This window comes from Clostridium sp. AF32-7AC, assembly GCF_003477925.1.
GTDB lineage: Bacteria > Bacillota > Clostridia > Lachnospirales > Lachnospiraceae > Otoolea > Otoolea fessa.
In genome coordinates this window covers 697,947-720,813 of the sequence record NZ_QUEG01000001.1, presented here as the reverse complement: position 1 = coordinate 720,813, position 22,867 = coordinate 697,947, and the positions used below count along the sequence as shown (strand labels likewise).

General features: G+C 43.1%; 20 protein-coding genes. 3 read left to right on the top strand and 17 right to left on the bottom strand.

Annotation, left to right across the window (positions count from 1 at the left end; translation table 11 throughout):
* Positions 1–148: 148 nt before the first annotated feature.
* Together udk and DWZ45_RS14800 are read left to right on the top strand one after the other, a co-directional pair.
* Complete coding sequence (udk, locus tag DWZ45_RS03295) at positions 149–601, top strand: uridine kinase (protein WP_338126561.1); 453 nt, start codon at positions 149–151, stop codon at positions 599–601.
* Between the two features lie 48 nt (positions 602–649).
* Positions 650–784, top strand: coding sequence for a hypothetical protein (locus tag DWZ45_RS14800; protein ID WP_338126560.1), 135 nt, complete (start codon positions 650–652; stop codon positions 782–784).
* Between the two features lie 223 nt (positions 785–1,007).
* Here DWZ45_RS14800 and DWZ45_RS03290 read toward each other — a convergent pair whose 3' ends face one another.
* The 3 genes from DWZ45_RS03290 to yedE are packed head-to-tail and all read right to left on the bottom strand — an operon-like array spanning position 1,008 to position 2,666.
* Positions 1,008–1,244 carry a DUF3343 domain-containing protein gene (locus DWZ45_RS03290; protein ID WP_106999761.1) on the bottom strand — a complete coding sequence of 79 codons (237 nt, stop codon included), beginning with the start codon at positions 1,242–1,244 and terminating at the stop codon, positions 1,008–1,010.
* Positions 1,245–1,276: 32 nt separating this feature from the next.
* The gene (locus DWZ45_RS03285) at positions 1,277–1,498 is read right to left on the bottom strand and encodes a sulfurtransferase TusA family protein (protein WP_106999760.1); all 222 of its coding nucleotides are present in this window, start codon (positions 1,496–1,498) and stop codon (positions 1,277–1,279) included.
* Positions 1,499–1,517: 19 nt separating this feature from the next.
* Complete coding sequence (gene yedE, locus DWZ45_RS03280) at positions 1,518–2,666, bottom strand: YedE family putative selenium transporter (RefSeq protein ID WP_338126562.1); 1,149 nt, start codon at positions 2,664–2,666, stop codon at positions 1,518–1,520.
* Between the two features lie 341 nt (positions 2,667–3,007).
* Here yedE and DWZ45_RS03275 point away from each other — a divergent pair, with 341 nt between their 5' ends.
* Positions 3,008–3,901 (top strand): selenium metabolism-associated LysR family transcriptional regulator, encoded by an 894-nt coding sequence (locus tag DWZ45_RS03275; RefSeq protein ID WP_147353094.1) that lies wholly within the window; start codon positions 3,008–3,010, stop codon positions 3,899–3,901.
* Positions 3,902–4,043: 142 nt separating this feature from the next.
* Here the strand turns inward: DWZ45_RS03275 and brxL are convergent, their stop codons facing one another.
* The 14 genes from brxL to DWZ45_RS14790 form a co-directional block, all read right to left on the bottom strand.
* Positions 4,044–6,161 (bottom strand): protease Lon-related BREX system protein BrxL, encoded by a 2,118-nt coding sequence (brxL, locus tag DWZ45_RS03270; RefSeq protein ID WP_118467582.1) that lies wholly within the window; start codon positions 6,159–6,161, stop codon positions 4,044–4,046.
* A 20-nt stretch (positions 6,162–6,181) separates the two neighbouring features.
* On the bottom strand, positions 6,182–8,779 hold the full coding sequence (gene pglZ / locus DWZ45_RS03265) for a BREX-1 system phosphatase PglZ type A (protein ID WP_118467580.1): 2,598 nt from the start codon (positions 8,777–8,779) through the stop codon (positions 6,182–6,184).
* Between the two features lie 86 nt (positions 8,780–8,865).
* Positions 8,866–9,084 carry a DUF3791 domain-containing protein gene (locus DWZ45_RS03260; RefSeq protein ID WP_118467578.1) on the bottom strand — a complete coding sequence of 73 codons (219 nt, stop codon included), beginning with the start codon at positions 9,082–9,084 and terminating at the stop codon, positions 8,866–8,868.
* Positions 9,081–9,551, bottom strand: a complete 471-nt coding sequence (locus tag DWZ45_RS03255) for a DUF3990 domain-containing protein (RefSeq protein ID WP_118467576.1) — start codon at positions 9,549–9,551, stop codon at positions 9,081–9,083. Before DWZ45_RS03255 ends, DWZ45_RS03260 begins: the two co-directional genes overlap by 4 nt.
* Positions 9,548–9,787: a DUF3791 domain-containing protein gene (locus tag DWZ45_RS03250; protein ID WP_106999754.1), complete on the bottom strand. Its 240-nt coding sequence runs from the start codon at positions 9,785–9,787 to the stop codon at positions 9,548–9,550. Before DWZ45_RS03250 ends, DWZ45_RS03255 begins: the two co-directional genes overlap by 4 nt.
* 15 nt (positions 9,788–9,802) lie before the next feature.
* Positions 9,803–11,191 (bottom strand): hypothetical protein, encoded by a 1,389-nt coding sequence (locus tag DWZ45_RS03245; RefSeq protein ID WP_227589541.1) that lies wholly within the window; start codon positions 11,189–11,191, stop codon positions 9,803–9,805.
* A gap of 42 nt (positions 11,192–11,233) precedes the next feature.
* Complete coding sequence (gene pglX / locus DWZ45_RS03240; protein ID WP_118467574.1) at positions 11,234–14,680, bottom strand: BREX-1 system adenine-specific DNA-methyltransferase PglX; 3,447 nt, start codon at positions 14,678–14,680, stop codon at positions 11,234–11,236.
* A gap of 37 nt (positions 14,681–14,717) precedes the next feature.
* Complete coding sequence (locus tag DWZ45_RS03235) at positions 14,718–16,163, bottom strand: SEFIR domain-containing protein (RefSeq protein ID WP_118467572.1); 1,446 nt, start codon at positions 16,161–16,163, stop codon at positions 14,718–14,720.
* 9 nt (positions 16,164–16,172) lie between these two features.
* Positions 16,173–19,721 carry a BREX system P-loop protein BrxC gene (gene brxC, locus DWZ45_RS03230; protein ID WP_118467570.1) on the bottom strand — a complete coding sequence of 1,183 codons (3,549 nt, stop codon included), beginning with the start codon at positions 19,719–19,721 and terminating at the stop codon, positions 16,173–16,175.
* Between the two features lie 13 nt (positions 19,722–19,734).
* Positions 19,735–20,295, bottom strand: a complete 561-nt coding sequence (locus DWZ45_RS03225) for a DUF1788 domain-containing protein (RefSeq protein ID WP_106999749.1) — start codon at positions 20,293–20,295, stop codon at positions 19,735–19,737.
* A gap of 10 nt (positions 20,296–20,305) precedes the next feature.
* The gene (locus DWZ45_RS03220) at positions 20,306–20,911 is read right to left on the bottom strand and encodes a DUF1819 family protein (RefSeq protein ID WP_106999748.1); all 606 of its coding nucleotides are present in this window, start codon (positions 20,909–20,911) and stop codon (positions 20,306–20,308) included.
* Positions 20,912–20,925: 14 nt separating this feature from the next.
* A complete protein-coding gene (locus tag DWZ45_RS03215) occupies positions 20,926–21,144 on the bottom strand; it encodes a helix-turn-helix domain-containing protein (RefSeq protein ID WP_106999747.1) in 219 nt (72 codons plus the stop codon).
* Positions 21,145–21,458: 314 nt separating this feature from the next.
* On the bottom strand, positions 21,459–21,680 hold the full coding sequence (locus DWZ45_RS14795) for a hypothetical protein (RefSeq protein WP_118467568.1): 222 nt from the start codon (positions 21,678–21,680) through the stop codon (positions 21,459–21,461).
* Between the two features lie 8 nt (positions 21,681–21,688).
* Positions 21,689–22,867, bottom strand: a complete 1,179-nt coding sequence (locus DWZ45_RS14790; RefSeq protein ID WP_338126559.1) for an SAM-dependent methyltransferase — start codon at positions 22,865–22,867, stop codon at positions 21,689–21,691.

Below are 22,867 nucleotides of genomic sequence, written 5' to 3'. Positions count from 1 at the left end.
TTCCATACAGAATCACTGCGCATCCCCGCGGAGCGTTTATCTCAGTCGGAGACCCACCTCCCACTGAGACAAATTTGCTATTACTCGCCACCTAAAGAGGTGGGACTCTTCTCGACTGAGATAAAACTTACAAATGGAGGAAACCACAGTGAATAGAAAATCACCTATTATCATCGGAATTGCCGGAGGAACTGGTTCAGGAAAATCCACTTTTACAAACCGTCTGAAAGACGCATTTGGTAATCAGGTGACCGTGCTTTACCACGACAACTACTACCGCGCCCACGACGATATGCCATTTGAACAGCGCAAAAAGCTGAACTACGACCACCCGGATGCATTTGAGACGGAGCTGCTTCTTGAGCATCTCAACAAACTGAAAAACTGGGAGGCAATCGACTGTCCAACCTACAACTACGCCAACCACAACCGCGCCGAAGCGACCATTCACATCGAGCCGCGCCCGGTTATCCTGTTGGAGGGCATTCTCGTTCTCTATGACGAAGCACTCCGCAATCTGCTCGACATCCGCATTTTCGTCGATGCCGACGCCGATGAGCGAATTCTCCGCCGAATCTTACGTGACACGAAAGAGCGCTGACGCGATATCGAAAACATCATCGATCAGTACCTGACCACCGTCAAACCGATGCATGCTCTCTTTGTTGAACCGACCCGCGCCTATGCAGATGTCGTTACAAACAGCGGACGGAATGAGGTTGCATTCTCGCTGGTGCGGGGGGAGATTGCACGGCTGCTGGAGGCGGCGAAGGCGGAAGAATAATATTTCAAAATATTGGGATCATCGAGGTCACAAATGAGGTCATCGAGGTCATGATTTGATTTCTGACCTCAATGACCTCATTCTGACCTCGATTTACACGCCAAAAAGCAGCGGTATCACACAGTCAGCGCTCCATTCTTTTTTGAATGTCTCGCCACTGCCGATACCGCCGCTTTTTCCTATATACTTTTTCTATGATGCCTGCTCTAACATAACATTTTATTTAATTCATAACCACACAGCTCTGCTCGATCTCAATTTGGCTCTCCGCAATCACTCCCTGAAACCGTTCATATTCCGCCGGTTCCATCCGCCAGGCAATTCCACAGCCTGCTGAGAGTTCGCGTGGGACAGGCACCAGGCGCCCTCTGATTCCCTGTTCCCGGCAGAATGCCTCCATCTCCATCGCCGCAGCCGTCGTGTGAAAGGTAAAAATCCGATATTCCCGTTTCTGCCTCATCATTTCCACCTATTTAATATTCCAGAGCAGCATCACGCTTCAAAGGTAATGGTGAAACAGCCGTTTTCCAGCACCTCGGTGTGCCCCTCTTTTCCATGATACTCCAACGTGCGCTCAATATTCGTCCGGGTGTGTGCCTCATCGCCAAGCACACGGATCTGTTTTCCCGGATGTTCGTCCATCGCATCCATCACCATCAAAACCGGTTCCGGACAGGAGAGTCCCCGCACATCTACCTCAACAAAATCTGACATTTTCCGTTTCCTCTTTTCTTTATTTCTTTCTACGTTTCATATTTGCCGCTACAATCACGAATAACAGGGCAATACATACAATTACGGCAATTTTGCCCGGCATCGCCGGACCACCCAAAACGGCTGCCTCTGTCTCGGTTGCCGCTTTTGCTGCCGCACCAACCAGGTTAAAATTGTGTGCAAGTGCCGCACCTAACAGCATTCCCAGAAAGGTTACCGCACTGTCCGAGGAGCCCTGCCCTGCCAGAATGATCTGACGCAGCGGGCATCCGCCAGCCAGAACGGCTGCAAATCCAACGGCATACATACCCAGAATATTCCAGAGATGCTGGGAGTGCGCGATCGGCTGACCGGAAAAGCTCAAATGGAAATTGCCAGTTGCAAGGTTAAAAATCAGCATGACTGCAAACAGTGCGCCGATAATGCTGAGCAAATCAAAGTTTTTCATCAGAATCACATCACGGATGCTGCCTGCAAAACACATACGGCTCTTCTGTGCCAGTGCACCAATCAGGAGAGCCGCAACCAGGGAAATCAGAATCGGTGCGTGCTTGCTTCCCGGTCCTTCCGTGCTGGCTGCGTATACGCCTGTTACTGCTCCAATGATAAAAAGCGCCAGAAGGAGCACCGGAAGCACATATCCGCTTGATTTCTGCGTCTCATACGCTCTGCCCAGCGAAAATCCCTTTTTCAGGAAGAACGAACCGGTTGCAATACCGCCTGCAAATCCAACCAGCGCTACATACGCATTCAGGTCACCGGCTGCCATACGCAGAACCATACGCAGCGGACACCCTAAGAATACCAGCGCGCCGATTACCATGATCGCACCCAGAACAAAGCGGATCATCGGTGAAGAACCTGCTGTCGCCTTATACTCGTTCGTCACCAGTGAGATTGCAAATGCTCCCACTGCAAATCCTACAATCTCCGGACGGAAATACTGAACCGGTGCTGCTGAGTGAAGTTTCAGCGCGCCCGCCGTATCACGTACGAAGCACGCAATACAGATCGCCATATTGGCCGGATTTCCAAAATACGCCAGCAATGCTGCCAGCACACCCACAAGCGCGCCTGCCACTGCCAGCTTCCATGTCTTGTCAAATACTTTCATACCTGCCTCCTTTTTTATTTCATGTACTCTTAAAGTTTTTCTCACACTCGTCATTGTGGGTGATTTCACGCACCACACTCGCATTTCATCAATACATATCAGAAATTTGAGTGCATCTGGCAAAAAAATCATCTCACAAAATCAAACATGAAAAATTTCAAGCGCGTACATTTCATGGATCTATCCATACTTTCCGCAGACAAGTATAACATCCTGTATTTTTATGGTAAAATCGTTTATATTGATATTTGCTATAAACTTATTGATATTTTCAATAAATAAAGCTACACTCTTCTTTAGAGATTGTCTTCACCTGTCTACTATTCATTTTAATTTTGGATTTTATCATAGAATCATTAAAAATTGATTTTATCTATAGAAAGGATTTTAAATATATGGACATCCGCCAATTAGAAGCTTTCGTGTATACCGTCAAATATCAGAGTTTTTCGCTTGCCGCCCAGAAGCTGTACATCTCACAGCCGACTGTCAGCGCCCACATCCGCAGTCTGGAGGAGGAATTTCACACCCAGCTTTTAAAGCGCACCACCAAATCGCTCTCCCTGACTCCTGCCGGGACAAAATTATATTCCTATGCCACGGAGATTCTGACCCTGCAGCAGAAAGCAATCGTGGAACTCGCCAACGAGACGAAACCGCAGCTTCGGATCGGCGCATCCTCCGTTCCGTCCCTTTATTTTCTGCCGGAACTTTTAAGCGCTTATCACGCAGTTCATCCTGATATCCGTGTCTATGCCTCCTGCTCAGACAGTCTGGACGTTGTACATAAGGTGGATGACGGCATCTGCGACATCGGTCTGGTCGGAACTACTACCTCGGACACCTCCTGCGAATTTCTCCCCTTTGCCTCCGATGAGCTTGTGATCGCCGCCCCCGCCACGCCACATTATCATGCTTACCAGACTATGCCATCACCGCTGGATGCCCTCTTAAAAGAACCGTTTCTGCTCCGGGAAGATAATTCCGGCACAAAACAGGAAACCCTTTATTTCCTGAAAAATAAAGGGCTTTCACTCGATGATTTAAATGTTATTGCCGTGATGGACGATGCCGCCGCCCTCAAGCAATGTATCATGCTGGGAATGGGCATCTCCATTCTCTCAAAAGCAACTGTGCAGGCAGATGCACGGCAGGGGAAACTGCTTCTCTTTCCGCTTGGGGAAGCTGCCTTTCTCCGGAAACTCTATCTGGTGTATTCGCCGGTTAAGTATATGGCGGAGGAAGGCGGGGTGTTTTTGGAGTTTGCGAAGAGGTTTTATAAGTTATAACTTTAACTTTTCATAGCCAATTCTGAAATTTAGGCACATCACCGATCCGTTCAAAAGATGTTCCCATACCTCCATCAAACGGATGGAACATCTTTTCTATTTCTTTTCGTGAATCTATAAGCACAATTACGTCTTTCTTCAATCATTCTACCCCCAACGCCTTAAACACCGCATCCTCCGCACTCTGATACGGAATCAGCTGAAATGCACTCATCAGATCAGCCGGAACACTTGCGAAATCAACAAATGAGGTACTCGGAATCAGTACCTTCTTTGCACCACTGTCCAGGCACACTTGAAGCGTATTGGCAAGTTCATCCACCTTTATCATTGTGCCACTAATTGTTATATCTCCCAACACTGCCAAGTTGCTGACAACAGGCTTTCCAAGGGCAATCGAACAAAGTGCAATCAATGTTGGAAGTGCCAATTTGTCTGTCATACCGATACCCTGCAAATCCTGATAATTGATGATGTAATCCTTGGTCGAAGTGCTGATAGAACCGCTGATCCGGTTGCCGTTGGCTTTCAGATAATTGAACGCCGTGTTCACAGCTTCCTTGCACTTGGAATCACTGCCTAAGCCTGTCCGTTCAATCTTGCCATTGCCCGGAAGCATCTGACTTTCCAGACGGAACACGCCAATCATGCCGCTTTTTCCTCTGGATACGGTATAAACCTGTCCCGGATTGCACATTCCATCCGGTATCAGTTTACCGCCACCCTGTTCCGGTACGGAAACATAATGTTCTGACATATCCTCTAGGTCAATATAGGAGAAGTTCACATCGTAAAACTCCATGCCGCCCAGCTTTTTCAGCTGTTCTTTTACACGGCGGCGCATTTCCAATGCAATCTGAATGACTTCTTCCAGTTCCTCTTTGGTAAACTCACCATTCGGGTACATCAGCTTCAGATAACCGTCTACCATACGGCGGACTGCAATCGTATCACGCTGATTCAGATTTCTTCCCAGGCGGAAGTAGTGGTCAAGTGCATCACCATACTGTTCTTTGCGAAGTTCCCGGATAAATTCAGCCAGATAATCACTGATAAAACCGTAATCATCGGTAAAATGTTCCGGTCTGAACTTCGGTATCTCCCATCCTGGAAGATAGCAGTGCATACGATCAAGAAATGCTGTATCTGTTCCCATTTCCTGCGGGAAAGGTGCAAACAGGCTGGACGTTTTCAACAGCACATCCACACTCTGATTGATATTTCCCACAAATACCATCGACGCAATAGCAGACTTTTCTTCTTTGCCACGGGCAAAAGAGCCGGATGCCATGTAATCCTTCATAATCTGAATGCCATCTTTATCTTTAAACTTGATACCTGCCACTTCATCAAAAGCTACACAGTCCCATAAGCCGACCAGTCCGACCGTTTTGCGTCCCATATTGTAAAACAGGTTTGCAACCGTCGTCTGCCCACCGGAAATCAAAATACTGTTCGGTGAAATTTCTTTGTAAAGATGAGATTTACCGGTACTTCTCGGTCCCAGCTCACAAAGATTAAAGTTGTTTTCAACTAATGGAATCATACGGGTCAGGAGCAGCCATTTCTCACGATATGTAAATTCATCTGGCTCCATGCCGATAGAACGAAGAAGAATATCCAGCCATTCATCTTTCGTAAAAGCCTTTCGTCCCTGCTTCAGTTCATCAATATCAATGTGCGGCATCTGGATCGGTGTCAGCTTACGGATACTGATCGGAGAAATATCTTTTTGTTTTTTCTGTTTGGAACGAAGCGGATTTCCGTCAATATCCTCAATGCCAAAGTTATTGTCGCCCTCAACCTCGTAATCCAGCTGAACGATACACCAGATACCTCCGCAGAGCAGGCGGTCAAATTTCTCCGGGTATTCGTCGGCAATCGGTACATTGCCAACGCCCAAATTGGAAAACTCCGCAAAAAAGCAGTCCTTTTTCATATCCAGTCGGACAGTCACCATATCAATGATAGTGTGACTGCCTTTCTTTCGCAGCTGAGACAGAATCTTCTGCGATTCATCCGGGCGTACAAAATTATCAGCAAGAATACGCTTCACGTTCTGTACGCCTTTTTCAATGACCGTTTCATCATCTGAGCTGCAATACTGACCCAGCAGGAACTCAAGGACATACACCGGGACATTTGCCCCTTCCTTGATTTTCTTTGTCAGGTCTTTCCGAACAATCTTACCGTCAAAGTTCTGACGGAGCTTATTCTTTATTTCTTCACGGGTGCTTTCACCCTCTGTAAATTGCCCCATCTTTCTATCCTCCTGCAGTATTAACTAAAGAAATCGAACTCATCCACCGCAAAGGCGATGTCAATCTGGAACGGCTCACGCTGCGGCATCTGCAAGCTCTGTTCATCTGCAATTACCAGATAGTAAGTAGCAGTATTGCTGTATTTCAGAGACTTCAGATTAAACTGGCAACGGAAAGTTCTCTCTGCACCGTTGTCGCTGGCTTTATCTGCAATAATCTTCTGAACATCACTGATCTGCTTGCCATTTTCGTCCGTAAAGTAAACCTGATAGGTAGCCGCTTCACGGTTTGCACTGACTGAATCCTTCTGATAAAAGTTCAATGAGAAAATCATATTGCTAATTTTACGGTTTGCAGACAGCAAATTGACTGTTACCGGCTTGGTATCATATTTCTGTTTATTACGCTTGTATTCCATAGAATCATTGCGGAGATAATGGTACTCGATCACCGGAACAACCATTTCCTGTAAGCTGATACCGCCATGGACAAAGTTCATGCCGCCGCCATTCATCTTGATACGGATACTTTCCCTCGGTGCAAATCCATCAAATTCCGTTTTGCCGCCCAGGAACTTCACATGCAACAGATAGTTCGGTTGTGCGCCTTTTTGCATGATTGCATAGCGTCTGCCATATTCCACATCCATGCCGTTAAAGCTGGTCTTATCTACCTTGTCATCCTCAGTCAGCGGACTGTATGTATAAAGGAATCCGTGGTCAGCCGTAATCAGAATATTCGTACCGCCAAATTCATTCACAATAATACGCACAAGGTTTTTTAACTCTGAAATTGCCTTATCACAGGCAGAAAAAACAGCGGTGTCAGAAGTATGGCTGGCCTCATCAATAGTATCGTGATAAATGTAAACCACATCCATGCCCTTTACCAGCGCACTTCGTTCTGCTCGTTTCATGGCAATGATGTCATTGTATTTCAAAGCTACACTCGCCGGATCTTCTGATTTCAGAACTTCATCCCGGTAAGTGCTTGCCGTAGACTGACCATCTGCCAGAACCGTCAAAATATCGTTCCGAACTTCTACTGTCAGTTCTTTATGTGGCAATAACGCTGCCATACCAAACTTTGTGATAGACGGGAAGATACTCTGCATACTGCTGATGGAAACCTTACTCTGGGTTTCTCTCTGAAGCTGATCTGCCATCGCAGCCGCCACTTCATACCGCATAGCATCTGAAATAATCACGAATACCTTAGTATCCGAAGTCTTAATGCGAGAACGGTAAAATTCTTCCTGCTGTGGCACTTCCAAAACCTTACCGTAGTTTTCCAGTTCATCCACACACACATCCGACCAGTTGTTACCCAGCTCGCCTAAGAACCAATGCGTATAGAGTCCTTCCACTTTATCGACAACGTGCTTGAACAAATCGTCAAGCAAGATATTGGAAATTCCCAGGCTCTTTTGGAAGCTCAGATGGAACAAACGGTAATAGGTATCCATCTGATAGTAGCTTTCCGTGTATTCTTTCCAGATGCCTTTTGCTTCTGCGGTATGGAATCCGGCAGAGTGTTCCTTGAAGAAGCTCTGCATATTTGCCACTTGCAAGATACCATCATAGAAATTCTCAAACGGCTCATACCACGCGCAGGTTCTCCGCTTTTCAACGGTAGATGTGATCGTATCCACATCAATGATATGGTCGCTGATCTCTATCATCAGCTTTGTTAAAATCACTTCGTTGATACATGGGAAGCACTCGGTTCCTGCCAGATCATCCACTGTCAGCTTTTCAAAACGCTGATGCAGACGTGCTTCATCCTCAACATACCGTGCCACATCATATAGCTGCTGAATGTCCTCGCTGTGAAGCCATTCAGAAATGAAATCATAGCAATATGCCTGGTGTGGCATGGAGATAAAACTATCCAGTCCGGCAAGATACTCCTGCCGCATGGTACGGGTAGCGGCGGTCAACAGCAAATGAATTGCCAGTCGTCCAAGGTCTGGTTCTTCCTCTACAAATCCGCAGCCCTGGCGAACCATCGCCCAAAATGCACCATCAGCATGATATTTTACAAAATCCTGATAAATAGTATTGTTCTTCAAATCCAGCCCTGCCCGGAACACGCTGCGTAGAATCATATTCGGCTGTGCGTCTTTCAATCCGCAAATCGCCGCCATGACAGCCATGTGCAACTGTGCCGGAGTTGCCGGAACTTTATTCTGTGTGCTGACTTTCAATCGACGGTCTTTCGCATTGAAATAAGCACGGTAATTCTTGACCTGCTTCCGCATGGCCGGATTCGATGCAAGCCCCATCTCATCCATCCAAATGGAAATCAGGTCTGCCCGGAACTCCTCACTGTAAAGCTCCACATCCAGAAGCCAGTTATCATCTGGGCGGTTATATGCTAATGGACTGTAAACCAGATAGTTTGTGGTCAGATCGTCCACCGAAAGCAGTTTCTTCATAGAAAAGGCATTGTTTCCGGTCAGAGCAATTACCTTTGCATTTTCCAGAACCACTTCGTCCAGTTTATCCTCAAATTCCTTATCTTCATCGTACCAGAAGATGATACGACGCTGATAAAACTCCGGCAGAAGTGCAGCAAACCTGCGGTTTAAGTCTTGTATTACTTTGTCTGTATCCATAAGTCACTTTCTTTCCTTCCTTGGTATCCGGCATTTTGTCGGCACTTTCCCGGCACTTTTTGTAGTATCCGGCAGTTTAACGGCACTTATCCGGCGATTTTCTCGGCATATTCCTGTTCCAGTTCCTCTGCCAGATACGCATCGCTCATGCAGTGCATATCAGAAACACCATCACGGATCAGCTGATAAACCTGGGAATGATAAAAGAAATCCAATGCCGCATCCAGCGAAAGTCCCTGCTGTTTAGCAAAGCATTCAATAACACGGCTATATTTTTTCTGAAGCAAAATCGGGTTCGCTGTCATAGTGCTTCACTCCCTTCAAAATGCAACAGAGATAGTGCTTTCTCTGTGCGGAAACATATTTGCAGGTTCGGCTTTTCATAACGCAGGCGGTTGATAGCTTCCGTTTTATCAATCAGTCCGTCAAAAAACAGCTCCACGGTATTGAACACCTTATCATTGGCAACACCGCCCACAACAAGGTCGTAATCTGTCGAATCTTTTCCGCTGCGGCAGTTCAGAATGAAATCCAGCCATTCTTCGGAATAAGAATCAAATTTCAGCGTTTTCAGTTCAGATTCCCGGCTTTCATCGTATTCATACCGAGAGATAATGCCATCTTTCCCACGGCGTTTGAACTTGCCGCACCACTTCGCCGCCTGTTCATACAGCGGCGTGACATAGAAGCCACGCCCGAAATCTACATTGGGACGGGAATGAACCAAATCCGGCTTTGCAATCTCTAAGAAAGAACCATGATAGAGAATCATACTTCCACACCCCTTTCTTTCATCACATCAAGGAGGTCATCAACGATATATTCCCGACTCTGGGTATGCAGCACTTCATATTCCGGCACGATGTAACCGTGCAAAATATCACTCTGTTCAGTAAATGCCTGATAGACACGCTCTGCATCCACACCCAGCTTTGCTGCTACATTTTCAATACAAAATACAGCAAACTCCAGCTCACTGGAATTTTTGATTCTTTCATCCGTTATCATATGCAAGCCCTCCTTTTACGATAATTTTGAAAAATTGTCTATTAAAATCAAATAAAAAGCAGACGGATAAATTCCCTCTCTTAAAGCTATTCTACTAACCATTCTAAACTGTTTCATAAGTTCTTCTTCACTTTTTGGTGTTGTCTGAACCTTAATCAAATTCATAGCTTCTTTGCATAATGGCAACGCCATATATTCAGGAATTGAATTTGCTTCTTTCTCAATTTCTTCTTTTGTGATCGGATCAAGGGATAATGCATTAAAAAGTTCAAAAAACTTTTTAGCTTCATCAGAATCCGGATATTTTCTACCACAATTATATTGTGGCTGATTCGCATCCAATGACTTCCATAACTGCTTAATATCTGCAAATTCATATGGTTTAGTCAATGGCAATTTCTTTGGCGGCTCACCATACGAATAGAAAACCACCTTATCTAATGAGCTTTTTTCTATACAAGCAAATATATGACTGTCATTCTGTGGTGAAAGCCCTATAATATGCAATTCACCTGAAAGTTTTTCAAGTTCCCCAAAATGATAATCCGTAGCAATTTTCAGTTCTGGATGTTTGATATAAGTATCTATAATTTGAGCTTTTTCTGATTCTACACCTGCTCTCATTATCTCAAATTTCTCTACATCCGAATCATGTAATTGCTTTAGTCTTTGAAGTGCCTCAATTCCTTTCACTTTATCCTGAGCTTCTTTATATTTATTCTGTCCACTAAAATTAAGTAACGCATTACAATAACATTGCAGATAATCTGGATTCATAACGATTTTTCCGTTTTGCTTGTTCAAAAATCCCTGAACTGTTTCAGGATTTTCAGAATCTGCAAGGACAGAATAATCCCCATGCAAATGGTAAATTGTTTTATTAGTCAACTTTTCAATATTATTATCATAATTCAATGTAAATATCGAATCAAACGATTTAAAAAAATGTTTGACAGGCTTTTTCATTTTTTGATAAATTTCTTGAATTTTACCAGCATTATAGATAGCATCCAGAATCATCCATTCAAATCCTTGTTTTGATGCTTTCCACATATCACTCAAATCTGGATTATCCATGAAGAATAATCGAAGTAACAAAAACCAATCTTCTAATGGAATTTCATAATAATGCTCAAATTTGCTGCGTTCTGCGTTTTGTGCCTTGAACTCCATTACAGCTCTTTTCACTACATCGTCAGCATTGACTTTATCATATTTTCCATCAAGCACAGCATTTACAGTAGGAAGAAGTCCTCGAAATATCTGTTCAATTTCACTTCCCGACAGCGTACCTTCAAAAAGACTATCATACTTATCGCACTGTGCGTTAAAGATAATTCTTGACAAAATGAATCTATTTGAATAGGCTTTTCCACCAAACTGTATGTTTACTCCATTCCCCAAGAGAACAGATTTCTTTTGTTTCGGTTCGATAACTATCCCTCCTTACTTTATTTTAGCCAAAACATCCTGGAAAATTGCATAATTCTTCTTCACGCCATCGTCCAAGTCAATGGAAATCATCTGGTCGGCAAGGTGATGAATCTTTTCCTCGTAGGTTCTGATTTCGGTATCCTGTGCCTGTAAGGTGGTCAGCTTTTTATTCAGCTTCACACGCTCGCCAGTGGAAGCATTGGCAATACGCTGTTCCAAATCGGCAATGGCGGTGCGATAACGAGCCTGCTGTTCATGCACATAGTCGGTACGGATACGGGCAATGGTGTCCGGCTGATAGCGGTGCATATAAATCAGAGCCTTAAAGCCATTCTTTTTACCACTGTCAAACAGCCAGTAAATCGGGCGTTTTTGATAAATCTTGCAGTGGTCGGAGTAGAAGTCGCTCAGGAAGTAATTCCGAATCACATCCTTCGGCTGACCTTTGCCACCCAGAGCGTCGGCAATAAACTTCAGGTTTTCATCCAGAGTATCTGCACCGTAAACGGTTTTCACGAACTCTACAAACAGACCAACCATATCATCCTCGAAGTATTCATCGTCGCAAATCGGGATAATGTTATCCTTATCCGCAGCAAAAGAAGCATACTTGCTGGCATCCCATTCGCCACCTGCATAGGCAAGACCGTCCACATCCAGAGAGTAGCGACCAAACATACAGCCAACCGCATAGGAAATGAAAGAACGAATATCTCTGCCAAGGTCAGCCTTGCGGACAGTGACATCCTTATCCTCAACTTCCGGTGTCAGCTCGTCCTGCAAGCCATAAATGTCAATGAAAATACGGTTCAGTTCTTCCTCATTAGTTTTCAGCTGATTAAAACGGTCATCACATTCCGTTTTCCATTGTTCAAAGGCTTCCGCAATGGTAGAAACTTTACGAAGCAGTGGATGGTGCTGAAAGTCCCATGAGGTTTCAAAAGAATCCCAGTCAGTTTGTGAAAGTTCTACGTTTTTCTCTGCAATAGGTTCAATTTGTTCTCTTTTCTTGAACTGGACTGGTAAACTAAGAATATCTCCAACAGTTGTATTAAGTGTAGGATTATACATGTTTAAAATTGTAGAAGCTACAATCCCATTCAAAAATGCAAGCATCCAAAAATCAAAATTTTCTTTTTTTGCAATAATAGTGGGTGCGGCAGAGCTATAATGATAATTCTTATATTTTATTCTAAAGCCATTTTTGTAAGATGTAATTAAATTCCAACAAATACCTCTCTTTCCACAATACTTCTGATTATATAAACCTCCATGACTTGCATAAAACTCTTTAGCGGCAATAGACCAATCAACAACATCAAGCGAATTTCCTTCCCATCTTCTGAAAGGACCTCCATTTGCATACGGCTGCCATCTGTCCATATCACATATTTCCCACCAATTTCTTGTATATAATTCATTGTTATGTGTTTTATTTCTCCCTGCGGATTCATAGAAATCTTGAACTTGCGGCAATGAAAAAATTTTGAAATTCTCCCACCAATATGCAATAGGACTTCCTGGTATCATTTTAAATTTATTCTGATTTGAAACATAGAGATTTTGAGAATTAAAGAACTCTGCTTCTTTTTCATCACGCTTTGAATAACAATAGTCCACTAATCGTATTGCTGTCATATTTGCTTTAATGTTTGACTTGCAATTCACCCATGCCACGATCGGATTATGCCCTACCTTACCTTCAAATAATTCTGTTCCAAAATCAACCAACGAACCAAAAGTATACCCATCAATCACATACTCTCGTAATTTTTCAAAACTCGATAAAAACATCCATGAAGTTGTTGTAATAAAGGAAACATATCCTTTATCTTTGCATAAATCTCTCAAAGAATGTTTAAACATTACCATTGAAAGATCTGTTTTTACATCTGGATAATGCTCTTTTACAAATGAATCTAATTTAGGACTAAATCTCGAACTACCTAAATACGGCGGATTCGTCACAACCACATCATACTTCTGTGCCAATGCTTCCGCCACCTGCACCAACGGCAGTAATTCTCTGAGTGCCGTCTCACGGGACATATTGATATCTTCCGTAATCTCAGTAAAACGATCATACAATGCAGACCAATCCTGCGGTGTTATGTTCAAAATAGAACCATATTCCTTTGCATCATGCAGCTCTTTGATGATGGTATCCATAGTAGCTGTGAGCTTCATATCACCATTGCAGAAATAGTACATAGCGAATTTATCTACATGATTACTCTCCACAATAGCATATACATGGGGCTGAATGCCGCGGCTGAAAAAACGACGATCATACTGACGGGCTTTCATCATTACCGCAAAGTAAGCCAGCTGTGCCGCACGGTCATCTATATCCAGACCATAAAGATTATTTTCCACAATGCTTGCCACTGCTTCACGGGTGGTATAGCCATAGGATTCATAAATCTTTATCAGCACATCAAACATATATGCAAGAATATGACCAGAGCCAGAGCAAGGGTCAATGACTTTCAGCTGATCCGGTGTCAGTGCGGCGTATTCCTTACGAATCTCGGCAAGCTGTGTCTGCACTTCCGGTTCCTGCTCAGCTTCTTCCAGATAGTAGTGCCATTTGGCATCTTCCAGGTCACGATTTCCGGCAGCATAAGCAGACTGTTCTTCCTCTGTCGGCAGAAGCTGCTCTTTCACATCCGGGTGTCCCTCCAGCCATAAACGACCAAGGCTGTTCTCTACCATATAACGAACAGACCAATCTGGTGTAAAAATCGTTGTTGCTGCTGGCAATAGATCCTTGGAGATTCTTGATTTTGACATATTGCCATTGTAAACCAATTCATTCTTTTCGATGTTATATGCTTCATACAGCCAGCCGATGATCTGGACAGCATCCTTCCAGTCCTCCTCTGGTATCAGCTCGATCATCTGCTGAATCACACTACCTTCACGGAGCAGATTATCCGGCAGAAGAAGCTCGGTGTAATCCGCAATCTTCTGGAACATTCCCGGCAGAATCTTATTCAGAGCGTTGCACTGCACGATCAGCAAATATTTATACAGTTCTTCAGTCTTTTCAGCATCTTTTAGCTCATAGACCTTTTCCATATTGAGTCCATCCAAATCCAGATGAATAGCTTCGGTTATAATCTGCGGCTTAAAGTTGTTTTCCTCGTCCGTGAATACTCGCACATGGGAAGGAAGATAACCGTTGACTTCCATAAATCGCAGAGCAGAGAAGCGGTTAAACCAAGTGTAGGCAACCTCCTCCATGACCTGCTTATAGCCTTTATCGTTAATCTCGGCAATGAGAGCCTGACGCTGTTTCTTTTCATCGGCAGTGAGGACTTTGCCGCCAACGCTGTCCGCATTGGCATCCTCAATGTTGTCCTCTGTGATACCGTATTCCACACCTTTCAGGGAAACACGGGCAATTAGCTCTGTTCTTGCCCAGACAGCAAATTTTTTAATCGCATTCTTATCCATTTATTTTCTACTAATTTTCCTTTACCAAACTTTTCTATTAATTTCTGATCCCTAATTCTTCCGATTTAACATATTGACATATAACTGGTGCTGATTCAAACGCACTGTTATATCGATATTCTCCAATCTTTCCTTCTTTAATTTTGCTTTCGATTTCAATATATTTCTTTTTAAATGCATCTGTATCTGAAAATCCCATTATTTTAACAGCTTCTTGTAAATGCTCCTTTGATTTCAAACGCATTGCAAATTGCCTGAAAAGACTACTTCCATATTCCGCTTTATCATATATATATGTTATTGGAAACCAAAACCACTTTCTAGTGTAATTTTCAATAAACATAGATGCATTATGACAAAAGATATCAGCAAAAACAAATTCATTCTTGTTACATACTTCTACATTGATATTATTAATCCAATAACTAGCTGTCCCAGAATAATAATTTTTACCATCTTTTTGTGAGACAGCTCTGTCTAAATTCTCATTATTATAATAAAAGGCATCAAAACTCTGAGCTTCATTATATCCATATCTACCTACAAAATATGTCTTTGACAAAATATACGATACAGCATCAGAATTTTTATTTTTCAAATAAAATGCCACTACATAAATGAATATCTCGTGCAGCAAGGTTTTTACGACTTCGCCTTCACATCCACCTTTTTCCTTTATTTCCACACATATTTCTTCCATAAGCGATGCTATAATTTTATATGCCTCTGGAACATAAAGTGAATATTTTAATAAATGCAAAAAATCATCCCGATATAATTTTGTATTAGAATATAATTCTATATACTCATCTGCTGATACGCCATTTTCCAGTTCATCCTTACTAAAATTTACCATTTTCTCTTTTACAGCAAATAAAAAATTTCTATATTCGTCTTTCTTAACATTATCTGATTTCTGTTGTTTTAAACATTCATATCCTGTACGCGTTTTTGTTGAAATAATAGAGCTTTCTTCCAGCCATGATGGTTTTTTACCTAATTCTGGTTTTTCTATTATTTCTATTCCGTATAAGCGTTTCACTAATCTCTGATATTCTAAATCATACTTTTCTTCCTGAGATAAATCAAAATGTAACATCGTTTTTAAATACTGAGGTTTTGGAATTTCTCCGTTTTCTCTCCGTTCAAAAATTACAGGTAAAAATTTCTCCTGTTTAACTTTGTTGTAAATTTCCGGTGAAATAATCTGTGTTTCTGTTCCTACCCCACCATGTCTTTCATTTGCTTTTTTCTCATATATCGGATCCAGTAGTATTAATACATTTGTTATTGTTGGATCTGTCACACTCTGCTCCATAAATGCATATGTATCATTTCCTTCTTTCAAAGACCATTGATCTAACAAAACATCAATACCATTTTCTATTAAGTCTGTTGCAAAAGAACGAACTTTCAATCTATAGTCTTCAGTTCCCCATGCATAAGAAATAAATACTTTTGGATGTTCTATCGTACTTTTCATAACTCCTCCTTAATTCAGCTTGATTTCGTCGCAATGCTTCAGCAACTGTTTCAGCTGAGAACGAATCTTCTCTACATAATCATCAATATCCGCATCCGTCTGTAAGGTCTTTGCATGGAATACAACCTGTCGGTTATAGGCACGGACAACCTTTTTCTTTGCCGGAGCAGCTTCTTTCCCCGGCTGTGTCGGCTGTACTGGCGGCTTCGGTGCAGGCGGAGCCAGAACAGACTCAATATTGCTGACGGTATCATCCTTATACTGGCACATCGGCAGGAACATGGCATCCAAAAGGGCGAGGCTCTTTAATTCTGCGATTTTCTCCTTGCACTGGCTGAAATACCGATCTGATTTTTCAATCAGATGGGATGCCTTGGAATCGCCGTTTGCGGCAGTGTGGGTCGCTTCCATACACTGACGAACCGTTTCCAGAACCTCGGCACGTTTTTCTTCCAGCATCTTGTCATGGGCGGTACGAACCGTATCCATCAACGGATTCAGTTCACGAATCCGGGTATAGTTGAACTCGTTTCCAGTCTGAACCATCGTAATCAGACGAATAGTATTCAGTGCCTTGTGTGCTTCCTCATTTTCTGCAATACGGTCAATGTCATCATGCAGAGATTTTTCAAACTGCACCGCCTGGTCGAATACTGTTACCTGAGTCTTGAAGAAGTTTTCAATGCCGTTGCTCATGGCTTCTTTGTTATCGAAAAGAGCATCCTCTTTTTTCAGCACACGCTCAATCAGGGCAATATTGTCTTTCTTCTGAGAAAGTACATTATCCATCAGATGAATGGCTTCCTGCACCAATGCACGATCCGGGTATTTATGTCCGTCATAACGGGCATCCAGAGAAGCATAGTAATCACGCTGTTCACTGAATTTCTCAGTCACAAAGCGAATCAGACCATCTTCATCGTCCGGTACATCCATAACATCGAAATAATCCCGGAGCATTGATTTCACATCACGCATCATCGTAGCGGAAATGGTTTTACGCTTGCTGATGGAAGTCTTGCCAATCTCACTCTTTTTACGAAGCATATCCGGCAGTTTCGGGTCATCCGGCTGAATGGTATTGCCTGCATACTTGATGGTTACTTTCTGGGAATAAATCAGCTGTGCCGCAACCGCAGCAATGTCGATTTCTTTCCAGCCATACGGAATCGCACTGTATTTGCTCTGCACATCTGCCATAGAAGTCGGTAGCTTTTTCGCATCCTGCATTTCCAGATATTCTTCCATAGCAGAAGCAGCATCACGGTTCGGTTCCATGCCTGGAAGTGCCGTTACTGCACCTGTCAGAATCGCAATAATATCTGCGTCACTGCCTGCATTATCTGTAATCAGGTCGAGCTTGCTATATACATGAGCAACCAGATATTCAAGAGACTGGTCAATTTTGCTCTTGGCATTTCCGGCTTTGATTTCCAGATGCTCGCCATCTACATAGAACTGTGCCCCTTCGATGGCATTTTGCAATTCAGTCATAGCACTCAGCTCATATTTTCCAGCTTCACTCTGCTGATTTTCAATAATTTTCTGTACTGTATCTGGTAATGAGCTTACATTTCTCTGCATTACATACTTGCGAATCTTCATGGCAGATTCCAGAGATTCATAATAAGGCGTATCAGCCAGAACAACGATTGCTTCGTTGCCCTTGGATTCTGCCATCAGACGATAATCTGTTTTTTCAATAGCATCAATAGCAACGGTCAAGAAACGTAGACACATGCCGCCTGTTGCCACACCAACCGTAATACCATCTACCATCTTGTCAAATGCAAAATCATTGTTTCCATAGCGAAATTTACTGGTTTTAAAAATATCACCATAAATCATCTTGGCAATACGCTCCACAATAGAAACGGTATCCACATTGGTATCTCTGATTTCACGCTGAATGTCCTGTTCCTCATCCGTCAGGAAATTGTAGGTATCGCCAGTTCTGCCGATATAATTCTGGCTCATCAGACGGTCAAGGCTTCCACGGACAGCTTCACGCATGATAATCTTATCTACACGAATATCGTCTGCCATGAGGATAACGATATTGTCCAGATTGGAAGGAATATCATCTAGATATCGAATCAAGTACAAAAGTTTCAGTACATCCACATCCTGCTGTTCGATTCCATCGCCATTGTCAGCAGCTTTCTGGCAACGCTCAATCACTCTACGGATAGAACCGTCCAGGAAAGTATGTACGGTATCATAAAAACGGAAGAATGGAACAAGTGCATACTCGTCCTTCTCCTGAATTTTCTGTGCAGCTTCCTGGAAACCGGACAGCATGGAACGCTCACCACCGGACAGGTGCTTGCCGGAATTTCCGTGCTTGCGGATTTCAGCAAATACCTTCTGCATGATGATGAACTGATACGGCACAAACGGGAAGTTCTCTGTAAATTCCCTCGGACCGGAGTAGCCTTTGATATCCAAAACGGAACCGCTAAAGCTGAACAAATTGCGAAGGACTGAATCATTCTGCTCATAAACATCTTCCAGCTCTTCGACTGCTTCCGCTTTCTTTTTCAGAATACGTTTCTGGATGACTTCATCCACAGAGGAAGAAGATAAACTCAGTCTTGTTTTGAAACGAGCCTGAATACGGGAGAACTCATCCGCACGAACTTTGATGATTTCATCAATGGCTTCCTGCCCAGTGCAGATCACCCAAATCTTACCTTCGCACTCACTTCCGATTTTTTCGGTCAGAGACTGGAGGTTCAAAAGCATATCGGTATCCGTACCAACATACTGTCCAACCTCGTCAATCATAAACAGCAGACGGAAGTTTGCAGGTTTAGTATCTACATAGGCTTTCATATCTTCCACAAGCTGTGCAATAGAAATTTCTGTTGCGGTTTTATCATTGAACCACGTCTTGGCATCGTCCTCACTCATATCTAAAACTTCCATCAGTGTCGGGATGATGAACTTTCCATTGAAAGCAAAGGCACGGCGCATTTCAAGCCATGGCTTGCCTTTCTTTTTTTCAAAAACTCTGCGGAACTCCTCTGTCTTACCCTGCTGGTCAATATAACGCTCCATCATGGCAACTTTAAGATTTTCACCGTAAAATCCCAGATGGTTGTAGAACATCTTTGCAAAAACACGAAGTACAGCAGTCTTGTCTTTATTGCTGAAGCCTTCAATATCAATGTTGAAAAGAATGGTTTCCGTCTGACCCTTCGTGGCACGGTCGATCAGCATAAAAGTTGCCGGGTCATCCTCAAACTTTTTACGGAAACGCTCCACACTGCGAATGCCTTTTACCTCTTTATTTTCCAAAAGGTAGGAAAGCATTTTCAAGAAGTGAGATTTACCACTTCCAAAGAAACCGGAAATCCAAACACCCATATCGGCTGTCGGCTGGTCGAAAGCATCACCGTAATAATTGAAGAATGTAATAAAGTGTTTCTTCAATTCTCTGGTAATGACATATTCATTTAACTCTTGCTCGATTACATCATCAGCAGCCTGATCTACTTTAATTACACCATTGATTTTGCGGTTAATATCATCCGCAAACATATCTCGAATCATCATGGCTTTATCCCCCTTAATCTATGACATTGAATGCCCGGTAATAATCATTTGGTGTCAACCGATTGAACAGTTTTACATGACGACCATCAAACTCACCCGGATACATAACCAAAATCGGAACATCCGAAAAATACGGTTGCAAGGCTTCCAGTAACGTATGGATTCTCATAAACGGGAACACCTCGCCCACACCTGTCAGCATCAGCACATCACCCGGTTCATGTGGCTCATACTGGATTTTATCAATAAACTCTCCATTACCGATTGCGGAGTTAAGCTGCTCCAGAAGATAAACACTCCCGTCAGCTTCCTCCATATCGGGAATCGCATCTGTGATGTCCATATCATCGCAGATAGAGAGAAATGTTTTATATAAATTACAAACGATCAAATGGCAATCTAAGGACTGATCGGTTTCCAACTGATTCACAAAATGGCGGACAACCATTTCATTCTCCGGTTCATAGCAGAAGATTCTGATATTCACCTCATTGCTGAGTCCTTTGCCTTCCAGGAACTCCGGTTCCTGAATCAATACCCGAACTTTGTCCAGGCGTTCTTTTATGTCACTCATTGGCTACCTCCTAAGAAAAGCAATTAAACGCTGGCAGTATCGCTGTGTCGCCATTGCTTCTGATGGCATTCTCCAAAACAGGATGTAGCCATACTGGATTCAAATGATCTGCCTTGAGATTGTCGAGATATTCTGTTTCAACAAGCACTCTGGCAATGATCTGTTTTAACTTTGTTATTGTAGTATCGCACCAGGAAGCCACGGTATCATTCTGCTCCTGCAAGCGCATAAAAAATGTATTCAAATCTATCTTACCAAAAGACGTGTCCCTTAATCTGTACTTCTCACCAATGACGGTCAGCATAAATTCCCAGACCAGTCGGCTCTGCTTCATCAACGCATACAGACAAATCTGTTTTGCTACATCTGTTGGCTGTGACGCAATCGCAGAAACCAGAGAATCATCTTCCAGAGCATGAAGCCGTTTGATACAGGCTTTCGCCATGCGTGTGATAGATTTTTCCGTTGGGTACTGGAAAAGATTCTGCTCTACAATTTCTTTCACAATCGCATCATCTGAATTTCCTTCTGCCATTAGCTTTGCGGTAGAACGCATCTCGTAGAAAAGGAACGGTTCTCTGGTCAGAGACGCAATATAAGGATAAGAATGATCCATACTACCGTACCTCCTTACTGTTCCTCTTTTTTATCAGGAACAAATTCCATGATGTCTCCAACATCACAACTTAAAGCAGAACATATTTTTGATAAAATTTCCGTACTCACATTCTCATCCTTGCCCAATCTGGACATTGTTGTTGTACTAAATCCAGTCAATGCACGTAAGTCTTTCTTCCTCATATCTTTATCAATTAGCATTTTCCACAGCTTTTTATAACTAACCGCCATAATGTCACCTCTTGTTCTATCATTTTTTTTAACAAATACTCTTTCTTCCTTTTATCATATCATGAAAATGCGATGTGAACAATCTTATATGATAAATATCAAATTTAATTTCTGATATTTCGCATTTGATCTATCATTTCAATTCTTTATTCTAAAAGCTTCCAAAATCTGCAATATCACAATTTTCTAAGAACTGTTCCAACTGCTGAATATACACAAAACAAAAACAGGTATAGTTGTTCCTAATAACTCACTTTTTGAACGTTCATTCAAAAAATAAGCTTCAGTATACAACTATACCTGCCACAGTTTTTCTACTCATCCCCCACCAACAATCCATACAACGTCGGCTTCACATGCAATTCCTTCATCATTGCCTCCAATGCCGCCCCGTCTGCTTTCTTGCCCTGGTGGATCGCACGGATCATGATGTTTTTCGGTGTATGTTCCATGTCGATGAATTCGAGAATCTGCGTCCGGTAGCCGGACATTTCGAGGAGCTGCCCACGGATTCCGTCGGTCAGAAGCGCCGACATACGTTCTTTCAGAAGGCGTACTGTAAAACCGGCGACAGAAGGTCGTTCTGAATCTGCTTGTTAATCTCATGCTGACAGCATGGAACGGAAAGAATGACTTTTGCGCCCCATTTGACCGCTTTTGCCAGCGCATAATCGGTCGCTGTATCACAGGCGTGCAGCGTCACGACCATATCGACCTGATCGACGCCCTCATATCCGGCGATGTCGCCGTGCAGGAAGGTCAGGTTCTCAAATCCAAACTTCTTGCTCAGGCGGTTGCAAAGCGCAATGACATCTTTTTTCAAATCCAGACCGATGACACGGATCGAATATTTTTTCAGTACATGCAGATAGTAATACATCGCAAACGTCAGATATGATTTCCCGCATCCGAAATCAATGATCGTATTCGTCCGGTTCGGATCGAGATTCGGAAGTACATCCTCAATAAATTCCAGGAAACGGTTGATCTGGCGAAATTTGTCGTAGCGGGATTTCACAACTTTGCCTTCTGCCGTCATGACACCGAGATCTACCAGAAATGGGACTGGGACGCCTTCCTGAAGGACGTATTTTTTAGTACGGTTATGGGATAACGAAGCCAGACGTTCTGAAAACGCTGCGGCATCCATGCCAGCCGACAGTCCTGTTCCTGCATTTTTCTGCTGTTTCGCATTGCTCTGCAGTTTACCATTTCCCTGTATTTTAGCACTTCTCTGCATCTTTCCGTTTTCGTGACTTGACTGACTCTGACCCGATTTTTCGAGCGAATTTTCTTTCACATCTGCATGACTCTTCGTCGGCATCTGCTTTCCAGCTTTCTGCACATCACCTGCTGCCACCGATACCGTCCGATTCTCTGCCCTTTTAACCCCCACCTTCTTCTCTTTGATCGTCACTGTCCCCTTCTTACTGATCAGAATATTGACAATCCCGTGAAGCGACGCGATCTCCGCATTGCGGTAACGGTTTTCCAGTTCTCCGAGCAGGTACTCGACGGTCTTTTCTGCGTTCTGATTTTTCTGAAATGCCTGTTTTTCCGTAAATTCTTCCGTCTGAAAAGCAAGCGCCCCCCGCAAAAGCAGAGGACGCACGGTTAATTTCAGATAGGATTCACGGGTTCTCGGGTTGCTGAAAATGATTCGCTCCAGATCGGCATCGAGATACCGCAGAAGCACCTCTCTCAGTTCCTGTGATTTTTCCAT